The following is a 25,395-nucleotide window of genomic DNA, read 5'->3' as shown; positions in this document are numbered from 1 at the left end:
ACTATACATATTTTTATTTTATTTGTTTTTTTATAAGTAATTGTACATGGTTTTCATCTAATTTGTTAACACTAATACCAAAACCCGACTCTAACACATAGAACAAAGTATCGGTTTCACCTACTTGAAACTGACCACCAATGCGCATTGACTTTAGCTCAGGATCAAGTACGTCTATTTTCACTGGGGTATGGCGAGTAATTTCATTAATCACTTCCTCTAAAGATTCACCAGCAAAAACTAGTTTACCTTCTTTCCAAGAAAGAAAGCGAGTAACTTCACTGGTATCTAATTCATCAACATCACTGATATCATCATGCTTTACTGGAATACTAATGCGCTGACCAGCGGTTAGTTTTCCTAGCATTTTTTTCAAAGAAGCGGGTTGTTTCCCTAACTGTTCAGCATCAGGTGTTGAGCTTTCAGAAGTCACCTTACCCTCTATATTTTGCTCGATTTTAATCGCTTTATAGTCATCAGGGATAACAACCAGAGTATTATCTACAATCGCCAACTCAACGGTTCCTTCACTAACCAATACTTCAATTCTTTCAGGAAGTTTATGAACCGTGAAAGCAGTACCTATAGCACGAACTAATCTATCATCAGCGTAAACCTCAAAGGGACGCGTAGCATCTTTAGCCACTTCAAAGTGTGCTTCACCTGCTAATAAGTTAATGCGACGAAAGTTTTCACTGTAATTTATTTGCACTTTACTCGAACTATTTAACCATAAACTTGAGCCATCTGGTAAATTATGCTGGATATTCTCACCTATACTCGTTTGCAGGACGATATTAGCAGGGTTAGTATCTGGTTGAATGTTCAACACACCAAAGAAGGTTATTACACATAATAAAACAGGAACCAAAACAACAGGTCTTATTATGATTTTACTTTTCTGAATACTCACCGTTAGTACAGAAAATAAAGCTATTAGTGGTAAAAATAGACGAGTCAAAAAACTCAACATTACAGATGGCTTTTGCATTTCTTGAGGTATCATCACTTGTGAAAGTAAATCCATTTCTCCCCATGAACTCGCCATAGACTCTATACATTCTCGATGAATATTACTGGTAGCAACCCATGCATTCAGCTCTTTGATCTGCTTTTCAGATAAAGTCGGTGTATCCTCTAGTAATAAAACCCATTGAGCCGCTTCTTCATTGATTTTGCTTCTATTAGTGAAGCCTTCAACATTAGTATTCATGATACACTCCCTGATTTAATGGAGGTATTTTTGCTTTGAGCACGTGGCTTTTCATTGTGTTCATTAATATACTTTTCTCGGGCGTCATTATAGGCGCACATTCCTTTGGTGATGTAATTACTGACGGTAATTGTCGAAATATTCATACGTTTTGCGATATCTTTAGTAGTCATTCCATATACTTTTCTCATAACCACGACCTGACGGCATTTATTAGGTAAACCAGCGATTGCCTCACACATAACACCAAGCTTTTCTTGTGCTAATGTATTACTTTCTAAGTTATCTAGTTCGAGCTGACTGTCTACTAAATCTATATCTTCTACATATTCATTTAACTGTGTTGAAGCTCGTCTAAAGTCAGAAAAAATTAAATTTTTAGCGACTTTAAACATAAATGATTTTGGTGTTTTTACATCACTTTCAAGAGAGGATTTATAGGTTCGTAAAAATGTTTCCTGACAAACATCATCAACATCTTGAGAGTTTACTACAAAGCTAGAAATATAGAATTTTAGTGAAGATTTATAACGCGTAAAAACACTTAAAATACTTTCATTTTTAGTGTCTTCTTGTGAGTTTTTTTTTGTTACCACATTATTATCCATTATATTATTATTTCGTGATACTTCTTTTCAAAGAGATTAGAAAATTAAACTATAGGTAAATTAATAACATAAAATACAAAGAATTAATTTAAACATAAACATCATTTCTGTTTTTTGCCTCAACAATAAGACGTATGAGTTAACTAAATCTACTACAGTTTTTTAAAAATTTATTGTTTATTTTTACATCCTTCTAATGTTCAAGAAACTTCATAAAGTGACGTTAACAAAATTTGAAATTAGTTTGGATAATTTATAGGTAAAACAACGTGTACATTATTCTTTTTACATACTAAAAATTGACTTTCAAAAGCTGTTTGATCTTCACCGTTTGTTGAAGCGTTTATTTTTAACTAAACTCGCGGAAGATAACATGGCTACCTTGATTAGAATGGCAAATTACATTTTTAGTTCGAATCACAGCCATATTGATGTTAAGAACTTAATGGAAGTGCTTTACATCAATGTTAAATATTTTTAAGGGCAATGAAAAATTTGACACAGTGAAGAGCTCGAATTTGACATACAATTGCAATTAACAATATTTATTGTTTAGTTTTTTAGAATATTATCGTTTATTTAATCAAATTTACTAAACAACATAAAAGTATCACTATGTTGTTGTCTATAAATAAACGAGGAATCTGACATGAAAACAATAATTAAGAATATAAAAGCCGCTTTAAATTTATCGGCCAATAAAGTAGAAGTGGTAAATTGTAACTACGCAAATAATTACTACGGTGATCAACATTGCAAAACACAAGTAAAATAAATTTTTCTTTATTGCCAACATTCAAACCTAGTCATAGCGTTATCTCTGCTTTTATACATATATTGCCAGTCTAGGTTTGATTCAATAATCACCAAAAATATAAATTATACATTTACTCTATATTCAGAGATTCCTAAGCGACCTACTTACTAACAAATTATTGTTGAGATAAACTATTTTTAGCTTCTTTCTTTTACTCTACCTTTTCCTCCGTTATAAGGGCGGTGCACCAGACATTTACTTCATTGAATGAACAATTTCATCGTTATTAATGGTAGTAAACTTGTTACTAGTGATGAAGTTTTTTTATGGTTTATTGAAAAATTCTATTTTTATCTTACACTTAAAATATAACGCGTAAATAAAGAAAAAGTTTCGATTTAATTTAATGAAATTTTATTTTTAATTTGACTTTCTTAGCAATTATTCCCTATGGGAGATTGAAATGACTTCCAGCCTCTTTTCATTTAGAAGCGCATTACTGTTAGCATTATATCTTTGTGCAATACCAATATTAAGTGCAACAGAATCAACAGACGAGCGTGTACAAGCACTTGAGCAAAAAGTAATTGCGCTTGAAAAGCTCGTCAAGCAATTGCTAGAACAAAATACCGCAAAAAATATTCACAACCAAAGTGATAAAACAAATGTATCCCCATCTACAGAAAAATCCCTGGAGTTAGAATCAGAAAAAACACAATTATCAAAGCTACAATCTATAACTAATGAAAACACAATAGCCATTGAACGAATTGAAGAAGTATCACAACAAACCGAACTTGCTATTTATTCTTATGAAGATTTAGCAGAAGAATTAGATAATAGTATGAAAATTGCTGGCTATGCCGACGTTGAATACAAGGGCTCAAGTGAACCAGGCGTCAATGAAGAATTTAGAATGCACCATTTATCGTTATTTTTTACTAAAGAGTTCGATAATAACATAAAGTTTTTCTCTGAAATAGAATACGAAGACACACCAAACTTTAAAGGGGTAAATGACGGCTCAGGTGATCTAGCAGAAGCGTCGGGTAAAATTTTTGTTGAAGCAGTCAACTTTGATTTAAATTACTCTCAATATTTAAACATGCGAGTTGGTCGTTTTTTTACGCCTGCTGGTATTTGGTCAGAAGATCATTACCCACCGTTTGTAACCACACAGGAAAGACCTTTACACTTAAGAAAGGTATTTCCTCAACTGGTAGACGGTATGTCACTTTCAGGTAATGTTGAGCTGATTTCAAACCACTTTTTTAACTATAACGTTTACTTGGGTAATGGTCAGTCAAATGTCTCAGGGAAAAAAGACCTAAACAGTACTAAAGCTGTCGGCTTTAAAGCTGATTATCGCGCGCCTTGGCTAGATGATTTTATGATGGGTTTTACCTTATATAATGATAATCAGGATAGTTCAAATAATGATGCTGATAATTCAGCACTAGGTTTTCATCTTAAATTAAGACAACGTAACTTTACCTTACAAGCTGAATATGCAGAAGCTGACCTTCTGTTTACTAACCCCAATAATGATTACAGCACCAAAGGTTACTACGCTCAATTATTATATGATATTGATCAATGGGGCTTAGGTTTACGTTATGATGTTTTCGATAAAACAGACTTAGAAATTGATGAAACGACTAGAAACTCATTTTTTATTAATTACCGACTCAATGAATATATAAAACTAAAGGGGGAGTATCATTATGATCAACATGCTGATCCTCTAAAAAGTGACTTTGGTTTTTATATCTTCTCCGTCACCGGCTATTTAGGGAACTAGACATGAAATATCCAATAAAAAAATTATTCATGTTGATCCTATTTATAGTAGCTCAACTTTCCATTGCTTTTAAATTATCAGCTGACGAAGTTGTTGTTGTCATTAATGCTCAAAATGAAGAAATATTAACAGTAGAGATGATCAAACAAATATATTCTGATCAAAGAAACTTTTGGCAAACTGGAGATCAAATTTTATTATTTGAATTACCAGTAAAAGACAAAAAACGAACATTATTTTCAAACTCGTTATTGAATAAGTCAGCCATCGCAAGCCAAGCTGAATGGTCTAATCGTTATATAAACAATACTTTAAAAAACAAAGTAAAAATAAAAAAAGAGCAATTAGTTGCTAAATTTGTAGGTTCGTATAAAAACGCTATCGGTTATATCTCGGCCAAGGAGGCTAAAAAACAAAAAAACTTAAAAGTTGTGATGGTTTTGAATAAAGATTCATCAAATTAATTAAACTATGTATATACAAAATAAAATTAATTTTATGCCTGTTTGGCTTCGTCGTTCTATCGCTTTAAAGGTATTAATTTACGTTGGAACGGTGATTTTCACACTGGTTGCATTACATACCTTTATTAACGTTAATCAACTGGATAATAAACTTTATCCGGTTGTAATAAACTCGCTAAAAAATTCACTGAATAGTTCAGCAAATATTTTCGACATTATTTACAAAAAAACGAAAGAAGATGCACAATTAATAGGCTCACATAATAGTTTAAATAATTATATAGATTACAGAGTATTAAAAGATCAGGAGGGTATGAATGATGAAGTTGTAGATTTAGAACAGTTCCTACGCTCATTAACTAACTTTAAAATACAATATAAAAATGTAGAAATAATTACCAACGATAGCTCTATCATTCATATTCATAACGGTGAAATTGTACAAGCAAGTCAACTGTTTGAGGAGCTTTTTCAAAGCAATAAAAGTCATAATACCAACACTAAAAAGCACAAAGAGCATGCCTATTTTTCCAAGGTAAATGAGCAAGTATTATTTACACTGAATTATTATTTTCATATAGATAATGATTTTATAAATGGCCCAGGTACCGAGGTATATATAAGTATCACAAACGATATTACTTCTGAGTTGAACACCTTAACAGAGTCTCTTTTAATAGATGATATATTACTGTCATTAACATCTAAAAATACTGATATATTAGGAGAAAACTATAGTGAAGGGGCACCTGAGCTTTGGTTAAAAGAAGCCCTCTCTATTACAAACTTAAATTCAACCTTATCAGTGTATAAAAAAAGAGAGCATGCTTTTTCATTAATTAACGATATTGAAAATTCCGCCTATTTTTTAGCTTTAATTTTAATAGTAGCTATTGCACTTAGCCTGATATTAACTTCAAAAACGGTAATCGCCTCACCACTGAAAAATATTATCAATTTTGTTAATAATGACGTGTTAAATCAGCATAATTTAAGTAATAGATATAAAAGTCAAAGTATTGATGAAATAGGCATATTTTCACATGCACTTAACAATATGTTAGATGAGCTTCAAAATCGCGAATTAGCACTAAAAAACAGTGAAGAACGATTATCCTTGGCTTTATGGGGTGCTAATGAAGGCATGTGGGAGTTAGATTTTACTACAAAAACCTTATATTTAGATGTGAGAAGTTGTGAAATATTAGGATTAGGGGATACAGCTATCACTCTCACTACCGACAAATTTTTTGAGCAAATACACCCTGACGACAAAACCAAAACTCAAAGGTATTTCTACGACTTCAACAAAAACAAAGCTCAACTTTTTGAAGCTGAGTTTCGTTTTTATTTAACTGACAGCTTTTGTATATGGCTAAAACTTAAAGGTAAACAAAACAACACCTTAGGTATTACGGGAACTATTCAAGATATATCAGAAGAAATTGAAGCAGAGCAGCAAATACAACTATACGCTACTGCATTTAACAGCAGCAATAATGCCATCTCTATTCTAGATATTAACTTTTTAACACTTGCAGTTAATAAAGCCTTTGTCAAAATTACCGGTTACAGTGAAGACGAAGCTATTGGTGTGTTACCACAGTTTTTACAAAATAATGAAAAAGTCATTGACTTAAATTGTATTCATCAAAAAATAGAAGAACAAGGTTTTTGGCAAGGTGAATTTATAGCGAAACGTAAAAACCATGAAATATATATAAAAGATATCGATTTAAACCCTGTTTATGGTAAAGATGGTCAATTGACACACTATGTAGCAGTTTTCTCAGATATCACAGAGAAAAAAGAGTCTGAAAAAGAGCTTTGGTCTATGGCCAATCACGACATGCTAACTCAACTTCCTAACAGGGGTTACTTCAAATCTTCATTAGAAAGTGCTATAGCCCACTCAACAAACTCAAATGACATTATCGCACTATTATTTTTAGACTTAGACAAGTTTAAATCAGTGAACGATACCTTAGGCCATGAGGCAGGTGACGAACTTTTAATCAAAGTCTCTAATGCCCTAACAAGTTGTGTGCGCCAACAAGATACCGTTGCCCGGCTGGGTGGTGACGAATTTGCTATTATTTTGCAAGGTGTAACCTCACAAGAAAATGCAAAATCGGTAACCAAAAAAATAATTACAAAATTTGAGCAAGGTATAAAAGTACAAGGCAAGGATACTGGTGTAGGTGTAAGTATAGGGGTCAGTTTGTTCCCTAAAGATGCGAAGACTGCCGAATCATTAATTAATTGTGCTGATACTGCCATGTATAGCGCCAAATCAACGGGTAGCAATTTATTTCACTGCTATGATCCTACCATGGGAGATCATGTAAACCGAAGAAACCAAATTGAACATGAGCTAAGACTAGCCTTAGCAGAGGATAACTTATCACTTTATTTCCAACCTCAAATTGATATCAGAACAAGTAGAATAATAAGTTTTGAAGCACTATCTCGCTGGAATCATCCAACACTTGGAGCAATTAAACCTGATGAGTTTATCCCTATCGCGGAAGATACCGGTTTAATCGCAGAATTAGGTATTAACGTTATTAAAAACGCATGTAAACAACTTAAAAAATGGCAACAACAAGGTTTTTCCGAGATTAGTTTAGCCGTAAATATTTCGCCAAAACAATTTTTGCTGACCGATATCCATTTAGTCGTAGCGAATGCAATCGAACAGTACCAAATTGATGCGAAATATTTAGAGTTAGAGCTAACAGAAAGCTTAATTGTTGAAGAGCCAGAGAAAATAATCACTACATTAAACATGTTAAAAAGTATAGGCATTCGCTTGTCTATTGATGACTTCGGAACAGGTTATTCTTCACTGAGCTATTTAAGTATGTTTCCACTAGATATATTAAAAATAGACAAAAGTTTTGTTCAACAAACTCAAAATGATGCTCGAAGCCTTTCTCTAACAAAAGCAATCATAGGTATTGCAAATAATTTACAGCTAGAGACGATAGCTGAAGGTGTAGAAACAGAGCAACAGCTTGAGATTTTAAAAACTCTGGGATGTCACTATATTCAAGGGTATTATTTTAGTCCACCAGTACCTGCCGAACAGACTTACACATTACTTGCAAAAGACGCTATTCAATAGTGAAGCATATATGAAGCGCTTCTGTGGCAATATCAAAGAATAAGATTCTGAACATGTCAATCACAAGAAATTACTCGTCATCTTCCACTCTGACGCCCCAAACATCATGTTCATCAGCATGAATGATTTGCACCCAAAGTTGATCGCCGGGCTGAGCATCATAATCATCAGATAAATACACTTTACCATCTACTTCAGGTGCATCCATATAAGAACGGCCAACAATACCCAGTTCATTCACTTCGTCAACAGTGATTAGATACTCCTGACCAATACGATCTTGTAGTTTTTGTGCACTAATTTCAGCCTGCACAGCCATAAAGCGTTGTAGTCTATCTTCCATCACCTCATCATCAACATGATCAGGCAAGTCATTTGCAGTAGCGCCTTCTACGGGCGAGTATTTAAAACAACCAACGCGATCTAATTGTGCTTCTTTTAAGAAATCTAACAACTCTTCAAATTCTTCTTCTGTTTCACCAGGGAAACCAACAATGAAGGTAGAGCGAATAACTAATTCTGGACATATTTCACGCCACTTCTTAATACGCTCTAAAACCCTGTCCGAGCTACCAGGGCGTTTCATCAATTTTAAAATACGTTTGTTGGCATGCTGAAAAGGAATGTCTAAATATGGCAAGATTTTCCCCTCTGCCATCAAAGGTATAATGGCATCTACATGCGGATAAGGGTAAACGTAATGTAAACGCACCCAAACGCCCTGCTTCGCTAATTCTTCACAAAGTTGCTGCATATGTGTTTTAACTGGCATACCTTCGTAAAAATCAAGTTTATGCTTTACATCAACGCCATAAGCAGAGGTATCTTGAGAAATAACTAATAACTCTTTAACACCTGCATTCACTAAACGTTTAGCTTCCCCTAACACATCACCTACGGGACGAGAATCTAAATCGCCACGCATTGATGGAATGATGCAAAAAGTACAACGGTGATTACAACCTTCAGATATTTTTAAATAAGCATAATGCTTTGGCGTAAGCTTAACACCATGATCAGGAACTAAATCAATTAAAGGATTATGCTTTGGCTTTGCAACATGTTCATGTACTTGGCTTAACACTTCATCATACGCATGAGGTCCAGTAACCCCTAACACATTTGGATGAAGTTCAACTATCTCATCTTTTTTCGCACCTAAACAACCAGTAACCAGTACTTTACCGTTCTCAGCTAACGCTTCGCCAATTGTATCTAAAGACTCCTGAACTGCAGAATCAATAAAACCACAAGTATTAACAATAACCATTTCAGCATCAGCGTAAGAGTTAACAACATCATAACCTTCAGTGCGTAGTTGAGTAAGAATACGCTCTGAGTCAACTAAGTTCTTCGGGCAGCCGAGACTCACGAACCCTACCTTTGCAGCGCGATTTGAATCAGTTTCCGCTTTAACCACTTCGTTATGTTGCTCTGCAATCATTTTAGAAGGAATGTCTAACGTGGTAGTTTGGCTTTCGTTTGAGTTACTGCTTTTTTTAAGTGCTTGTGGGTCGAATTGTTCTACGGTCATATTGCGCTCTGCTGCTTTAACTTCGTTCAATCGAATTAAAGCGTCATAAATGGTGGTTTAACAGCCTTTATTGTTTATTCAATTGTTTTGCTAAGGCCATTGTTTAATGGCGCGGGATTATACAGGAAAAGGTAATTGATAGGAAATATGGTCTTACTCGGATTGTATTATGAAAACTAAAATTAACAAATTATGTTGTATGGAATTTATTAAAAAAAAGCATTAAATAGAATAAATTAGCGTTGTTGCTTGCTCACAGTCTCCGCATTTCAACAGATAAGTTTCTTTATTCTTAGACACCTTGGTGTTTTTACTGCTACAACTGACACAAGGTATTTTCATTGCGGTATTCGTTTCACACTTATTGCATTTAATAAAATAACCATAGCGACCATGTTGAGCAGAATAATCAGATTTTTCACCACACGCTTTACACTGCAAGATTGAATCATCTTTAGTCTTAACATTAACTGGTGCACTCCAAACTTCTTGCTTTACTACATTTTCAACGATTTTATTATCGCCTAGTAGAGCCATAAGAAATGACGTTATTGATTTTAACTCATCGTCATTAAAATCTGGCCTCGTATCAAAAGGATTAAGCTTTGTAATAGCATAAGTTTTCAATTTCATTATTTCGTTGAGTTTATCAACCAAGAACTCGGTTTTAACAAGTTGTTTTGATACGTCATTAGGCATTGAATCACGGTCGATGACAGCGTTACTTGATACAGCACAAACATTATCCCAACACCGCATTCCAAATGATTGCTGTTTAATACCTAGTAACTTACCTAAAATACTTTCTCGATTTGCATGTAACATTTCTCGAAGTAGTTTTTGTTGAAGTTCAACCTGCTTAACTGGTGAAGCCATTCCAGCCCATTTACTGTTCAAGCTACGAGTCCATTCACCTAAGTCATTAACCTTAACTTCACCTTTGATGCTTTTAGATTCGATTAATACAAAACCGTACGGATAAACAATTAAATGGTCTATTTGGGCTGTTTCATCATTGTGAGTAAACTTAAAGTCATTGATAACATACACTTGTTTATGGTCTTTGAAGGCACGTCTTAAAAAGAAAGCTACATCTTGCTCTTGTTTTTGCCCTGCTTTCGCTTGTGGAGATACAGCATTTTGAAGAGTTTTATTTTTTAGAATCATAAAACAACATCGTCCATGAAAATCGAATTGTAATTAAAATAAATCATACCGCAAACAGTTCTGTTTATTAAAGCTTATTTTTTACTGTCTTTCCGTTTACACAAACCACCTATCCGTTCCCCCCCTTCCAACACACCACAACCAATTGCATTATTCGACAACAGTTAATTAGACCGTTGTTCAATTAGGTTATTTATGAGAGCATCAAAATAATCTAAAGACTTAAATAATACCCGCTGATTTGTACTTTTAGATGAAATATAGAGATACATTAAGATGATTTTTCGAGATAATCACTTAGTTAATAGAGATCCATTTAAAAGATAATATTTTGGGAAGAAAATGTTCACTAAATTAGTATTTGTAATATTGCTCACTCTCTTAGTTAGTTGTGGTGGTAGTGGTAGTTCTAGCTCTGGCAATAATAACGTTCCTATTACTGACCGAGATGGTGACGGCGTTAATGATAATGTCGATGCCTTCCCTGATGATGCAACAGAAACGGTTGATAGTGATGGCGATGGTGTTGGTGATAATGCCGATGTTTTCCCGAATGATTCAACCGAAACGGTTGATAGTGATGGTGATGGTGTGGGTGATAATGCTGATGATTTTCCTAATGATCCAACCAAGACTGTAGCAGATACTCCATTTACCGGTGTACCTTACGATTATGAACAATTTCAAGACGCTCTAGATAACGCAAACCTTCAACAAACTGACTTATCTGATTGCGTTAATGACGATATTAATGACACTTGTTCAAAAAGTGATGTTGTCAAGGCGGGCGGTTATGCGAGCTATGACTCAGAGTATTTTTATATTGATAGCAAAACAGGCTGGCTAACGTTTGAAATGAGTGGCGATAGTAACCGCACAGAATTACGTTTCACAGAAAACTTCTTAAGCAACTTGTCAGATACTAGTTACACTATGACTGCAGAAATCCAACCTATTTCACCCGCTGACTCAGTAGCGTCGAGTGCTGATGGAAAAGAAATCACCTTACTGCAAGTGCATAACAAAGGTGAAAATGGCAACACTGACTCAACGGTATTATCACACCCGCTACTGCGTATTGTTTGGGATGGTGCACAACGTACGGATGACAAAACAAGTCAGTCTTATAGTAATGCTTATTGGGCGGTCATTAAAACTAATGCTTATGAATGTAGTGAGAGTAAACCAAACTATAACCCGTTATGCGCATCTACCGATTCATACAACCGTTACTACCTAGCTGATTTCAATGAAAACAACCCGACGAAATTTAAGGTACAGGTAGCTAACTCTCAATTAATTATTAATGTTGATAATAATGAGAAAGTTGATTTTGATATCAGTTATTGGTCGCACTTATATAATTATTTTAAGGCGGGCGTGTATAACCAATATGAAGATGGTAATAGTGTTATCCAGTTTAAAAGTATAACTTACTCAGAAGATGATTATGATCCTGGCACAGAAGAAGATACAACCGCCTATGATAAACCAGTAACTTACGATGCGATTGCTACCAGTATTTCAGATCTTAATACAAAAATATCAGCAGCATCATCAGGTGATGTTATTGCCTTAGAAAACGGTACTTATAGCAACGTGAACCTTTCGATAAACACTGACGGGGTTATCGTTGTCGCCGAGACAAGCGGCTCTGTATTTATTGAAGGTACATCTACCTTTTACCTAAATGGAGACAATATAATATTTGAAGGTTTTACTTTTCAAAACGGACAGCCTGCAAATTCAAAAGGGGCAATTATCATTAGAGGAAATCACAATCGTGTTACCAACTGCAAAATTGATAGTTTTAATGACAATGAGCCTAATAACTCCTATAAATGGGTTTCGTTAGATAATGACGCAACTTTTGGTGAGGTTGATCACTGTACCTTTACAGGTAAAAACACCGAAGGCTCGCTTCTAGTGGTTTGGCGGGATAATACGAGTCGTCAGGATCATAAAATTTACCGTAATGTGTTCTCTGATTATCAATATGTAGCTGCTGATGATATTAATGATGATAATAATGGTTGGGAAGTTATTCGTATCGGTACAAGTGCCGAATCACAATCGTCTTCGTACACAACCGTTGAGTATAATTATTTTTATGATGTTAATGGTGAGATAGAAATTATTTCCAATAAATCGGGGCATAATATTTATCGCTATAATACCTTTGAATCCAGTGCTGGTTTGTTAACGCTTCGACATGGTAATTTTTGTACCGTCGATAGTAACTATTTTCTGATTGACGATACAAGAGGTGGTGGAGTTCGTGTTATTGGTGAAGGACATACGATCACTAATAACTATATAGAAGGTGCTAAATCAACGAGTAATGCACGAGGTGGCATTGCGCTAAGCTCTAGCGAAAATTCACCTGCACTAAACGGTTACTGGGAGGTAAGTAATGTAACTGTATCTAATAATACCATCATCAACTCTAGACAGAGTTTACATTATGGTTCAGGTGCTAAAGATAATGCTCCAGCATCGGCAACAATTAGCAATAACTTAATCCGTAACAATATCGATAATGATGGAGATTATGATTTTATTCGTGTAACAAATAATAGTAGTGGTGAACCATTAGATATTATTGCCCCAACCTATTCAAATAATTATTTTTATGGCTCCTCTAACCTCGGCTTATCGCCAACGCCAGCGGGAATCAATTTAACTGAAGTGGCGTTAAGCCAAAATGCTAATGGCCAATACTTCGCTACCAATGATTCATTAAACGTAGGTGCGCCAGAGCTTATAAAACTCGACTTTGATAGTGCAGTGGGTTGTGATTTTTAGGATGACAAAACACTGAATTTAAAGAATGAATAGCAGGGGTTATGGGGGCGATTTTATAGTAGCCTAAGTTATTTTATTTTTGGTCTGTTGCTTGGGCGACTAGGTTGGTTAGCTAGTATTACTGAGAACAAAGAAAAATTCATAAAAATTTTGGTGATTTCAGCACCACTAGCCCTAATCTTTTGGTTTATTCATCTAGAATTTGTTGGTGGTGCACGGGGACTTTGGAAGCATGATAACAACACTTGGTTAGCTGTCGTGCGTTTTGAAATTAATGAACTGTTTTCGTTGTTTTTATCGTTAGTCTACGCCAGCGCTTTTATCCTATTAGCAAGCAGATATAATCATTCAAAACTATTAACTTATCTCAGCAGTTATGGTCGAATGGGTCTGACAACTTATATCAGCCAATCCATAATTGGCACATTTATCTTGTTTAATTGGGGATTGGGAATAATGAATAAAATCACAGTGACAGGCACCCTAGTTGTCTTTGTATTCATCACTCTATTTCAAATGAGTTTTAGCCACCAATGGCTAAAACACTTTCAATACGGGCCATTTGAATGGTTATGGCGCAGCCTTACATATTTTCAATGGGTAAAAAACAAACGATAAAAATTGTTTAGCCTGTGAGTAAAATAATCAAACTGAGCTACATTTTGAAAAGCCAGTGAATAGACTAAATGATACATCGTAAAAACATAGTAAACGAACGTTCTAAATTCATATACATACAACGTAAAAACTTCATGTATAAGTAGGGTTCATTATATAAAGTAAGTTAATGTACGTATTATTATTACTTGCAATCTATCTTTTTTGTTTTCCAGATAACAGGGATCCATGTTGCTTTTTCTTTCCCATCACTAGATTGTTTAGGCGCCAAACGTTTTGCAGCAATGTAATATTTAATATTAGGCTCTATCTCAATATCTATAGCACTTTTTCCACCACCCACTGCATCATTAAAAAAAAACCCTAATGTAAATGTAATATTATGCTTTCCAACAGATAACTTTCTTCCCTTTCTTTCTACACCTACATTTTGTTCACCTACCTTTCGAAATTTTACAGAATGTAACCCAAGTGATTTTGGAGCTAGTTTGTTAACAGTTACAATTCCGCAACCAATGTTATCGTTTGCTTGAGACAATTTTGAAGTGGTTTTACCTACACTTAAACTTGTATCAGGTAAATCAATCGCGGGCAATGCCAACGAAATTTTTTTATAGGAACCCGCAGAATTTATTACTCCTAAATGTAAATTGTCATTAGGCTTTAATATCCATGCTTTCCTAACTTCTTCATCAGTCTTCATTTCTGATACTTTTAAACCATTTAAATCGACAATAACATCGTTGACTGATATTCCAGCTAAATGAGCAGGTCCACCCTGAGTAACTGAAACAACTTTAAATCCTGATTTTCCATTTCTTGCATCAATTAACAACCCTATTTCAAAATGACTTTTAGCTGGTATATTTAATTCTAAATTGAAATCTTCGAGCTCTTTTCCAGCCGCTTTTTCATTTTTATATACAGCTAAAAGTGTCCCAATAATTTCGCTCTCAAGTTGCTTTAACAATACTTTAGACTCAGGTGAATATTCATACGTATTTTGAAATGCTTTCGCTTGTATACATACCAAGATAGCTAAAGCTGCTGTAATAATATGAACCCTATTCATATCTCTATCCTTATAGTTAAAACCGTTATATTTTCAGTAAACCGTTTCTTTTTGAAAGTAGTAAATATTTATTTAAAATATTTGTTCTAATCAACCAAAGTTCTGAAATCTCTGCATCTGATTTGTTGTCTAAATAAGCTTTTTGTATTCTGTTATCTATAGTTTGAATTTGATATTGCATTGATGCTAAATCTTGCTCACCACCATGAATATCAAGCATTGAAAAGTAAATATTTTCTTGAAGCTCTTGATTATATTTTATTAATTCCGCGATATTTAACTCTGTATCAGTAATAGGTGAAAACTTGTCAAATCTAGCAAAAACAAAAATTACCAACATTAACGAAGCCGCAAGACCGCCACATACATAACGCCAAATTGAAATCTGTTTTTTTTGCTTAATTATGTAATTAGCATTTATTGTTTGCTCATATGAATGCCTAACTTTGGCCCAGTTTTTATTTGGCTGTTCTTTAAGGGAGACTTCAGACAGTGAGAGCCTTATTTTAGCTAAGTTCTTCGACCTTTGTTGACAATACAAACATATATCGAGATGTTGTTTTCCATTATCATCAAGCTCCAGTAATTCGTCATCACTTAAATGCATCACACTCTCTCTCAACGTTCACTAACCTTTTAAGTTCTACATACGCCCTTTTTAAAGTCATTTTAGAAAAGCTTTCTGACTTATCAAAAAAGTTAGCAATATCTTTGTGCTTATATCCTTCTAACTCATGCAATAGTAAAACTACCCTACTAATTCTCGACAGCTTGCCCAAGTAATATTCAAGTTCTAAGTGATTAACTAGCCATTGAGTATCAAATAAACTTGTTGATTCACTTTCTCCTATTTCATTGTCCAATAATAAATGTACTTGGTGCTTTGATTTAATGTAATTTATAGATTCGTTAACTACTATTCTTCTTATCCAACCTGCAAAACTTCCTTTAAAATCATAACTAGAAATATTCTTTATAACTTTAATAAAAACATCTTGCGTAATATCTTCCGCGATTGTCATATCATAAGTAAATCGATAAGCAAGGTTGTAGCTAGCATTTATATATGTATTGTAAATGACTTCGAACGCATCAATATCTCCGTCCTTAGCACGTTTTATTACTTCTTCTGATAATTTAAATTGAAATCCTGTCTTAACCATTGATATTGGCATTCATATGTTCCATTTATATTTACTAGACAAGGCAATTACCAATTAAGTCACAAATAAATTATTTAATTTTTTACAAAGCAATAATAGGCTTATCAGAACTCGGCATTTAATTAAAAATAACTTGTTTGAAAACAATAGAATTAATGAGGTGTAATTCTTCTTTTTAAATCAGTTTTCGTTATTAGAGAAGCAATTTTTTGAAGTGTTTTTTTAAAAACATACAATAACATCGTCCATGAAAATCGAATCGTAATGATAAAAGCATAAACTAAATAGTTGTCTTAATTAAGGTTTAATTCATTAAACTTTCTATAAACCTATTTTTTCATTATTTGCTCATAAGCATTTGCATAATTAATTAATTTTTGCTCGCTCATAGCTTCAGCAGTGAAAGATAAGCCAACAGGCATACCGTGCACATCTCCCATTGGTATTGTCAAATGAGGGTAACCAGCTATTGCTGGATATGTTGAAAAATAACCCTTGTAATTATCACCGTTAAGTAAATCAATTTTCCATGCAGGCGTTAAAGTCGCCGTAATGATAATATCTAAGTTATTTTCTTGAAGCAGTTTGTCCATACCATTTTCACGAGTAGCTTCCCTTATTTTTGCCAGAGCTTCAATGTATTTCTGCTCAGTTAATGGGCCTTTTTCTTGGGCACGATCAAACTTTTCCTGTAGAAAATACTGCATCTCAGTATCTTTGTTTTTCAAATTAAACTGAATAACTTTTTCCAGTGTTAATTCATTGTACTGATTTGGTAAGCTGGAAAAATATTGATTAAGACCCGATTTAAATTCATAAAGTAAGACATCATAGCTATCACGATAAAAACCACTATAAGCTCGCGTAGTTAAATCTTCTACTAACACGGCACCTTGTGCTTGAAACTGTTGCTTAACTTGCTCAAATGCAGCCGCAACACCCTCATAGGAAAGCGCACTAGAATAAAGAACGCCAATACGTTTCCCTGCAAAGCTAAAGTTACTATCCGGCACGGTAATATTTAAGGTTTTATCTTTTAACAATAATGTTGCTTCATCTTGCTTATCGATACCTGATATTGCCGCCATGATAATGGCAGTATCAATAACATTTTTTGTCATAGGTCCTGCAGTATCTTGCGTATGTGAGATTGGGATGATTCCGGTACGGCTTACACTACCAACGGTTGGCTTAAGAGCCACAACACCGTTTGCCGATGCAGGGCAAGTCATAGAACCATTAGTTTCAGTACCGATTGCTGCAACACTCATGTTAGCTGCAACAACAGCACCAGAGCCTGAACTAGAGCCACAAGCGGTACGAGTTAAGTCATGTGGATTACGAGTTTGACCACCTACAGCACTCCAACCAGATGAGGACCTATTTGAGCGAAAGTTTGCCCATTCACTAAGGTTTGCTTTACCAAGAATAATCGCACCCGCTGACTTTAGCTTTTTAACTAATGTCGCATCTCTGTTGGTAAAGTTATCTTTGAGTGCTAAAGAGCCAGCAGTAGTTGCCATTAACTCTGTTTCGATATTGTCTTTAATTAAAATAGGAATGCCATGAAGTTGTCCACGCACTTTGCCAGCAGCTCTTTCTTCATCGAGAGCTTTCGCTATATCAATGGCACTAGGATTGACAGCAATAACCGCATTTAGTAAAGGATTTTGAATCTCTATTTGTTTAAGGTAAAACTCAGTTAGTTGAGTGGCACTTAGCTTGTTGGTAGCCATTAACTGTTGTAACTCTAAAATATTTGCTTCGCGAGTTAGTTTATCGAGCTCTTGATGAAGGGATTCTTGCGCGTTTTCAGTCGTTTTGTTCACTGCTTGTTGACTAACATCCTCAGGCTGGCAACCAGAAAGAAGTAATACCAGCAGCATTAAGTTAGCAAATATTGAATAGTAACGGTGTTGAGTGTTCAAAGAGTTATACTGTATAGCGTTAAAACCATGCATTTGGGTATGCCTTTTAGTGGTCAATGATTTAGCTTTTTTAATCACCACAATAGAGCCATTGTGGTGATTAGTTCGGTACTATTTTGTAATGAAACCTTAATTGAGGTTTCATTACTCAAGCTTCCTTAAATGGAGGTGATTCCCATATTAAATAGAATAAACGAATAAATATCCGCAAATTCGTCAATGGTTTTAGCCACAGGCGTACCCGCACCGTGACCTGCATTTGACTCTATTCTAATCAATGTCGGAGCACTGCCAGCTTGTTTTGCTTGAAGTTCAGCAGCAAATTTAAAAGAATGAGCAGGTACAACGCGATCATCATGATCTGCTGTTGTGATCATCGTTGCAGGATAACTTACTCCTTCTTTAACATTATGTAGAGGTGAATAAGCTTTCAAGTATTCAAACATTTCTTTACTTTGCTCTGAAGTACCATAGTCATAAGCCCAACCAGCACCAGCAGTGAAGGTATGATACCTCAACATATCTAATACACCGACAGCAGGAATAGCCACTTTCATTAAATCAGGGCGTTGAGTCATTACTGCTCCAACTAATAAGCCACCATTTGAACGGCCATTAACGGCTAAGTAATCACTAGAAGTATAATTTTCTTCTATTAGGTACTCAGCAGCAGCAATAAAGTCATCAAAAACATTTTGCTTTTTAAGTTGAATACCGGCTTTGTGCCATTTTTTACCGTATTCACCACCGCCACGTATATTGGCAACAGCATAAATACCACCTTGCTCCATCCATACTGCGTCTATAGGGCGGTATCTGGGTGTTAAGCTGATATTAAATCCACCGTAAGCATATAATAAAGTTGGATTTTTACCATTTAATTCAGTTCCTTTCTTATAAGTGATAATCATCGGAATAGAGGTACCATCTTTTGATTTATAAAAGACTTGCTTAGATTCAAAAGCATCACTATCAAATGAAGAGCCTGACTTTCTATACACTTCACTTTGCCCATTCTTAGGCGTATAGCTATAAATTGTTGCTGGTGTTTTGTAGTTATTAAACGAGTAATAAAGCGTTTCATCGTCTTTACCACCTTGCATTTGACTTACGTTACCTACCCCAGGTAGTTCGACAGAACGAATGTTATTTCCTTCATAGTCATATTGAAAAACTTTAGATACACCATCAACCATATACTCTGTGAAAAAGTAACCACCAGCTTTTGATATTGAAAGTACATGTTCCGTTTCAGGGATCAAATCTTTCCAATTATCTGAGGAAGGAGCCTTTGCATCTGCGATAACAAGTTTTCTATTGGGTGCATTTAAGTTTGTGATTAAGTAAAGAGTATCGCCATCACTATCAATTATGTCTGTGTCAGCTTCAAAATCATCACGCATAGTGATTAATGGGCTATTAGATTTGGTTAAATCTTTTAAGTAAAGATCGTTACCAGACGTTGACATTGCACCATTAATTAATAAATAACGATCATCTTGAGTAACTCGAGCATTAACATAACGGTGCTTCTGCTCAGGTGTATCACCATAAACTATTACATCATCTTTTTGTGCTTGACCTAATTTATGGTAATACACTCTATGTTGATCAGTTTTGGCTGATAACTCACTACCTTCAGGTTTCTCGTAACTTGAATAGTAAAATCCTTCATTTTTGTACCAAGAGATAGCAGAAAATTTAATATTTTCTAGTGGTGCTTCTAGTTGCTTCTTAGTTACAACATCAATAATAATCACTTTACGCCAATCACTACCACCTTCGGATATTGAATATGCAGCAAGAGAACCATCTCTAGAGAAACTAACCTGTGTTAGTGAAGTTGTCCCGTCTTCACTAAATTTATTAGGATCTAAAAAGACTTCAATATCACCATTTTCTTTTTGTTGGTATAAAACAAATTGATTTTGTAAACCATCATTTTTGTAAAAATAGGTATAATCTCCTTCCTTAAAAGGCGCACGAACTTTTTCATAATTCCATAGCTCAGTAAGGCGACTTTTAATTTTTTCTCGATAAGGAATTTGTGCTAAATAACCCGATGTTAATTTATTTTGCTCACTAACCCAATTAGCTGTTTCATCACTACGATCGTCTTCTAACCAACGGTAAGGATCTGAAACTGTTGTGCCAAAATAGTTATCAACTACATCCCCTTTCTTAGACTTTGGGTAAATAACGTTATTTTCTGTTGCTTGTGAAGTTGCTGAATTTTCAGTTTTATTGCCTATGCAACCAGTGCCTACAGCACAGAAAACAAGGGAACTGATCAATATTTTTACTTTATTTTTCATTATGGTTCTCGACTATTTATATTGAATTTTTATTGCGACGATAAAATGGTATTACTTAAATAGAGACTTATATTTCTCTATCATTTCTAATAACTAAAATTTGTAATAAATGCTAAATTGACGTTAAAGACAATTCTAACATTCGCTGTATTTGCTCAACTATTTCTATCTCTGTTTTCGGCTCATACTGCTGAATTCTAGGGGTATGAATATGACCTGTTGGAATGTATGAGTTAAGTTGATTGCGAAGACGTATACTTCGATAAGAAATTTCATTTGAAAGATATCCTCCACCTGAACCCTGAACGGCAATATGACCTGTTAACTGATTAAGTGTATTAGGAGTGTTCTCTACAGGTTTACCCGAGTTACCTATACTAGTAACAGTATGGTTATCATTTATTTTAAATTTTCCAGTTGCCTTCATCATTGAAACAACGGGTAAACTAAATTCAACAAACTCATTACCTGGTAATAGTGATTTATTTATTTTTGGAACAACTGGAGCTTCTGGTGTTCCCCCAGAAAATACATTTTGATTATCGTGCAAAATTACACTGCGACGTTTTCCAGGAAATCTTTCTAAGTCAAAATCACTTCTTCCCATGCTAATGGTTACAATCATATCTACATTGTTTAAGGCGTAGAATGGAGATAATAATGACTCAATAATTCCTTTATCAAATTCTTGATAAGTAACAGGAACCATTACCGCGTTTATTTCAGCTGTAATACCTTGATACTCGATGACTTTACCATCTAATTTTAGGGCTGTAATACCAGATGGATTACTTTGATTGATATTCCTATCTAATAAAAACGGATCAAAACCCGTTATTAAAATCTTCTTTGTCGTGCCTTTTACATAGTTAAGATCAGTTCTCCCTCTGGATCCTTCATCAAATATGTTCAATAAAGTATCTAGTTCAGAAGGCGTAACGTCAAAACCTGGTGACGTTATTTTTATAATTTTTGTCATTTGTAATCGCGCCCAATACAATGGTCTGTCATCGGGGAGATTACTGGCAATCATTGTTTTTTTAGCATCAAGCCAAAGATTGTGCGAAATATTCTTTATCAATATTTCAGCTTGTTTAAAGTTTTCAACAACTTTCCATTGCTTGCTTAATTCATGAATGTTCTTAGAGAAAACATTCAATACATCTGGCATTTTCTTGCTTGCCTGCTCTATCCTCAACTCTTCTACAGTTAATTGTTTAGCTTGAGATAAAGGGATTAAAATAACAGATAAGGTGATGAACAATATTGATTTATAAAACATGCTACCTACTTTTAAACGTTTAAAAAAGTGTAACCAACACATAGGCATTGATTACACTTATTACTATAACTAAGGGTAATTATCACTTAGCCAATTAAAAGCTAAAGTTTACACCAGCATAGTATGAACGACCTAATAATGAGTAGTTCTGAGGACCCCATACAGTATGAGGATGATTTAACCAAGTCTCATCTGTAACATTATTAACGCCTACGTATAAGTTAAGCTGTGATGTTATGTCATATCCAACCCATAAATTATGGTACAGAGAGTCTTCAACTTCTAACGCTTCATAGAGCTCAGGAGAAACATCATAAGCATACGCACCACCTTCAGTGTATTTGGTTGTCCAGCGAACATTCAAATCATTTAAGTTGTATGTAAGCATTAGATCCGCTTTTAACTCAGGCGAGCCTACTAAACCTAAGTATTCATATTTCTCTAACTCCTCTGTGAGGTAATTATATTGTGAATATGATTTCTCTAACTGACGTGTCCCCATCAAGTTAACATTGAATATACCTGCTGACCCCATGTTATAAAGGTATGATATTTCAACGTCATAACCTTTACGGATAGAGTTATCTGCATTAATAGCCGTATCATAAACAAAATTTACATAACCATCAGATTCACGAGAAACTTGGCCACAAAAAGCATTATCAATAGTTTCAGAATCAACACAATTACTTAACATAGTGTCCGCACCAAAGTTAACAATCATATCTGTTAAGTCTATGTCGTAATAATCTATAGATATTCTTAAGTTATCAATAAAAGTTGGTTGGAAAACAAAGCCTGCAGTGAAGGTTGTTGCCTCTTCTTCTTTCAAGTCAGGGTTACCACCACTTTTCACTTGGCCTGTTGCACCTACAAGGTTAGATTGCCAGCCTTCTTCAATGCCTAAAGCTCTACAGTTAACTTCACGGCGGCCGTCTTCAGGACCACCAGTTATCTGGTTTACATCACAAGGGTCAATCAAATTTTGAAAGCCAATAGTTTCACCATTAAATAACTCACCTAACTGCGGAGCTCTAATCGCTTTAGAGTAGGTAGAACGGAAACGAACACTATCATTAATTGCCCAATTAACGCCTACTTTAGAGCTAATAAAGTTAGATGACTCTGTTGAATATGATGCAGAGCGAACTGCACCTTCTATTTCTAAATGTTTAACAAAAGCTACATCACTGACCAATGGCACTAAAATTTCACCATAAAATTCTTGAATGTTACGACTCTTATCATTTACTGGAGACTTAAGTGTACCGTCAAGATTACCACTATTCCAAAGTTCTGCCGGCTGATAGTCTAGACTTTCATAACGAATATCCACACCACCTGTGACTTGTACATAACCTGCTGGAAGCTCGAATAGTTCACCTGAAATGTTGGCTGCAATGCTGTGGTTTTTAACATTTGTTTCCGCCGAGCTGTCAGACAAGATGTAATCAAGAAATTCTTGAGAAGCGGGACCGAACGGGTTATATGCTGGACAAGAGTCTGTATCAAGACATTCACCAATAGCACTAAACGAATCAGCATTATAACGATCAGTTCTTACGTAACCCGTTACTTCTAAGTCTGTTTTAGTAAAACCTGTTGACACATAAACATCCCAACTCCAATCTTCGTTTATAGAGCCTTCAAGCGTTAAACTAGTAGCGAAGAATTCTCTATCTGTAGTATGGCCACGAGGACCACCTGTATAGAAAGTAGGTTGAATATAAAGCCAATCGTAAGCACCAAACTGATCAGACACTGATTGAGGGACATCAACACCATACCACTCTAAGTAACTCACTTGAGTCCATGCGCTTGAGTATGCAGGGTCAACTTTGTCTTCAGAAGAAGATTTTGAATACATAACATCAGCAGTTAACCTGATGTCATCAAAATCATAATTTAATTGGCCATATGCGTTCACTCGCTCATACGGGCTTACTGCTAGGTTATAGCTATGCGGATCATAACCACTTCCGTCTTTTGTAATCCAACCGGCATCAACTTGATCTGCAGGAGTACTAAGTACAGTATTACCTTGTTCATCAACTTGATAATAATCACCTGTATTATAGTCATAAATAGGCAGTGTTCTGTTGTCTGAACTCCAATATGCGTAACCTAAGTTGTGACCTATAATGTTGTCAAAAATGCCGTCATCAGGACCTGTATCTTCAGGGTTTTTAATGTAACGAGTGTGATTTGCTGCACCAGGTCTTTTTGAATATGGTAAGTCTTCTTGATTAAAGTAATCAATTGAACCACTAAAATTACCGCGACCTTCATTGAAATTTACACCATGAGTTATTGTAAACGATTGTGTTTCTCCGCCCCCTGCTTCTGTCGTGCCTGCTTGAGCGCGAATCGCTGTTCCTTCATAGTCTTTCTTCAAAATAAAATTAACAACACCAGCAATAGCATCAGAACCATAAACAGCTGAACCACCACCTGTCATAATTTCTACACGCTCAATTAACTCTGATGGAATAACACCAATATCAGTAATCATTAGGTTATTATCTGTGGTTATTGGCGTAGGACGTTTACCATTTATCAAGTTTAGGGTTCTTGTTACCCCTAAATCACGAAGGTTTGGCGCATTTAAACCTGAATTACCAAATGAATAATTACCTGTTGTTGAGTCAAAGCCTTCTGAGAACTGAGGCATTGAGGATAAAACATCATTAATATTTAATGCACCAGTCATCTGAATAGTTTCAGCATTTACCGTGGTTGTAGGGCTTGGGGCATCAAAAGTGGTTCTTGTTAACCGAGAACCTGTTACTTCGATTTTTTCAATACTTCCTTCTTCAGTTGAATTGTTTTCTTCCGCATTTACAGTCGCAGTTGATGTAAATATGGTTGCGAGTAATGTAGCTAATATTGTTTTTTTAGTATTCACGCTGTTTCTCTTATTGTTTGATGTTTCAGCGTTATTCTTGATACTTACTCGAATAACGCCCCTATCAGAGATTTCAGCAATAAGGCCAGATTCATTTAATAAAAGATCAAGCGATTCCTTGATGGAGTATTTGCCATTTACAGCATTCGCTGTGCGTGACTCAGCTATATCGTATGAAAAGATTAGTAACGCTTCTGTTTGCTCAGCTAACAAGTTAAGTGCTTCAGCTGCATTAGATTGAGGGATATCAATTAAATATTGGTTAGAATATTTATTCTTATTAACGTACGTTTCAGACTGAACATACATAGACGCACATATTGTCCATATATATATAGCCCAAACGAGCATTTTTTTATGATATGCCTTACTTTTACTTTTCATACGAGACAACCACTATCATTTATTTTAAATTATGCTTTGATTGCTATCTCGTCATTAATGGGACAAAAACAACACAAAATACCGAAGCTTTTAATTTAATATTTATAGTTGAAAAAATTTAAACCATAGAAATTAAAGGTTTAAATGAACCTGCTCTGCGTAACTAAGTCAGAGCATTTTTCTTATAGGAGTTTCCTTAATTCTTTCAGGCTTCAAGCTCTCCATTATTAGCTTGAAGCCTTTCTAATTGTA

Annotated in this window: 17 protein-coding genes; 6 read left to right on the top strand and 11 right to left on the bottom strand. The window is 34.9% G+C overall.

The window, feature by feature from the left end; genetic code table 11:
* Positions 1-13: 13 nt before the first annotated feature.
* Positions 14-1,213: a FecR family protein gene (locus tag AC27GZ_RS09825; RefSeq protein WP_487094792.1), complete on the bottom strand. Its 1,200-nt coding sequence runs from the start codon at positions 1,211-1,213 to the stop codon at positions 14-16.
* Positions 1,210-1,809 (bottom strand): RNA polymerase sigma factor, encoded by a 600-nt coding sequence (locus tag AC27GZ_RS09820; protein ID WP_487094791.1) that lies wholly within the window; start codon positions 1,807-1,809, stop codon positions 1,210-1,212. The genes AC27GZ_RS09825 and AC27GZ_RS09820 overlap by 4 nt, the downstream gene beginning before the upstream one ends.
* Before the next feature lie 661 nt (positions 1,810-2,470).
* Here AC27GZ_RS09820 and AC27GZ_RS09815 point away from each other — a divergent pair.
* From AC27GZ_RS09815 to AC27GZ_RS09800, 4 genes are all read left to right on the top strand, one after another.
* A complete protein-coding gene (locus tag AC27GZ_RS09815) occupies positions 2,471-2,596 on the top strand; it encodes a hypothetical protein (protein WP_487094789.1) in 126 nt (41 codons plus the stop codon).
* 445 nt (positions 2,597-3,041) lie between these two features.
* Entirely contained in the window at positions 3,042-4,379 is a 1,338-nt protein-coding gene (locus AC27GZ_RS09810; protein ID WP_487094788.1) for a hypothetical protein, read from the top strand.
* Positions 4,380-4,381: 2 nt separating this feature from the next.
* The gene (locus AC27GZ_RS09805) at positions 4,382-4,843 is read left to right on the top strand and encodes a hypothetical protein (protein ID WP_487094787.1); all 462 of its coding nucleotides are present in this window, start codon (positions 4,382-4,384) and stop codon (positions 4,841-4,843) included.
* Positions 4,844-4,877: 34 nt separating this feature from the next.
* Positions 4,878-7,970, top strand: coding sequence for an EAL domain-containing protein (locus AC27GZ_RS09800; protein ID WP_487094785.1), 3,093 nt, complete (start codon positions 4,878-4,880; stop codon positions 7,968-7,970).
* A gap of 70 nt (positions 7,971-8,040) precedes the next feature.
* Here the strand turns inward: AC27GZ_RS09800 and rimO are convergent, their stop codons facing one another.
* Positions 8,041-9,504: a 30S ribosomal protein S12 methylthiotransferase RimO gene (gene rimO / locus AC27GZ_RS09795; RefSeq protein WP_487094784.1), complete on the bottom strand. Its 1,464-nt coding sequence runs from the start codon at positions 9,502-9,504 to the stop codon at positions 8,041-8,043.
* Between the two features lie 222 nt (positions 9,505-9,726).
* Positions 9,727-10,671: a nuclease-related domain-containing protein gene (locus tag AC27GZ_RS09790; protein ID WP_487094783.1), complete on the bottom strand. Its 945-nt coding sequence runs from the start codon at positions 10,669-10,671 to the stop codon at positions 9,727-9,729.
* A gap of 342 nt (positions 10,672-11,013) precedes the next feature.
* Here AC27GZ_RS09790 and AC27GZ_RS09785 point away from each other — a divergent pair, with 342 nt between their 5' ends.
* Positions 11,014-13,476 (top strand): chondroitinase-B domain-containing protein, encoded by a 2,463-nt coding sequence (locus AC27GZ_RS09785; protein ID WP_487094782.1) that lies wholly within the window; start codon positions 11,014-11,016, stop codon positions 13,474-13,476.
* A gap of 87 nt (positions 13,477-13,563) precedes the next feature.
* A complete protein-coding gene (locus AC27GZ_RS09780) occupies positions 13,564-14,094 on the top strand; it encodes a DUF418 domain-containing protein (RefSeq protein ID WP_487094781.1) in 531 nt (176 codons plus the stop codon).
* 184 nt (positions 14,095-14,278) lie between these two features.
* Here the strand turns inward: AC27GZ_RS09780 and AC27GZ_RS09775 are convergent, their stop codons facing one another.
* The 7 genes from AC27GZ_RS09775 to AC27GZ_RS09745 all read right to left on the bottom strand — a co-directional run bounded on the left by AC27GZ_RS09775 (position 14,279) and on the right by AC27GZ_RS09745 (position 25,143).
* Entirely contained in the window at positions 14,279-15,166 is an 888-nt protein-coding gene (locus AC27GZ_RS09775) for a PDZ domain-containing protein (protein WP_487094780.1), read from the bottom strand.
* A gap of 25 nt (positions 15,167-15,191) precedes the next feature.
* Positions 15,192-15,773 carry a hypothetical protein gene (locus AC27GZ_RS09770; RefSeq protein ID WP_487094779.1) on the bottom strand — a complete coding sequence of 194 codons (582 nt, stop codon included), beginning with the start codon at positions 15,771-15,773 and terminating at the stop codon, positions 15,192-15,194.
* Positions 15,760-16,341 carry an RNA polymerase sigma factor gene (locus AC27GZ_RS09765; protein WP_487094778.1) on the bottom strand — a complete coding sequence of 194 codons (582 nt, stop codon included), beginning with the start codon at positions 16,339-16,341 and terminating at the stop codon, positions 15,760-15,762. The genes AC27GZ_RS09770 and AC27GZ_RS09765 overlap by 14 nt, the downstream gene beginning before the upstream one ends.
* A gap of 317 nt (positions 16,342-16,658) precedes the next feature.
* A complete protein-coding gene (locus AC27GZ_RS09760; RefSeq protein ID WP_487094776.1) occupies positions 16,659-18,257 on the bottom strand; it encodes an amidase in 1,599 nt (532 codons plus the stop codon).
* Between the two features lie 158 nt (positions 18,258-18,415).
* Positions 18,416-20,572, bottom strand: coding sequence for a prolyl oligopeptidase family serine peptidase (locus tag AC27GZ_RS09755; RefSeq protein ID WP_487094775.1), 2,157 nt, complete (start codon positions 20,570-20,572; stop codon positions 18,416-18,418).
* A gap of 112 nt (positions 20,573-20,684) precedes the next feature.
* Positions 20,685-21,854, bottom strand: coding sequence for a pyroglutamyl-peptidase I family protein (locus tag AC27GZ_RS09750; protein WP_487094773.1), 1,170 nt, complete (start codon positions 21,852-21,854; stop codon positions 20,685-20,687).
* 94 nt (positions 21,855-21,948) lie between these two features.
* A complete protein-coding gene (locus AC27GZ_RS09745) occupies positions 21,949-25,143 on the bottom strand; it encodes a TonB-dependent receptor (protein WP_487094771.1) in 3,195 nt (1,064 codons plus the stop codon).
* Positions 25,144-25,395 lie beyond the last annotated feature (252 nt).

Source organism: Colwellia sp. SU-HH00943, assembly GCF_057546125.1.
The sequence above is the reverse complement of the archived record's forward strand: the minus strand, read 5'-3'. Positions and strand labels throughout refer to the sequence as shown.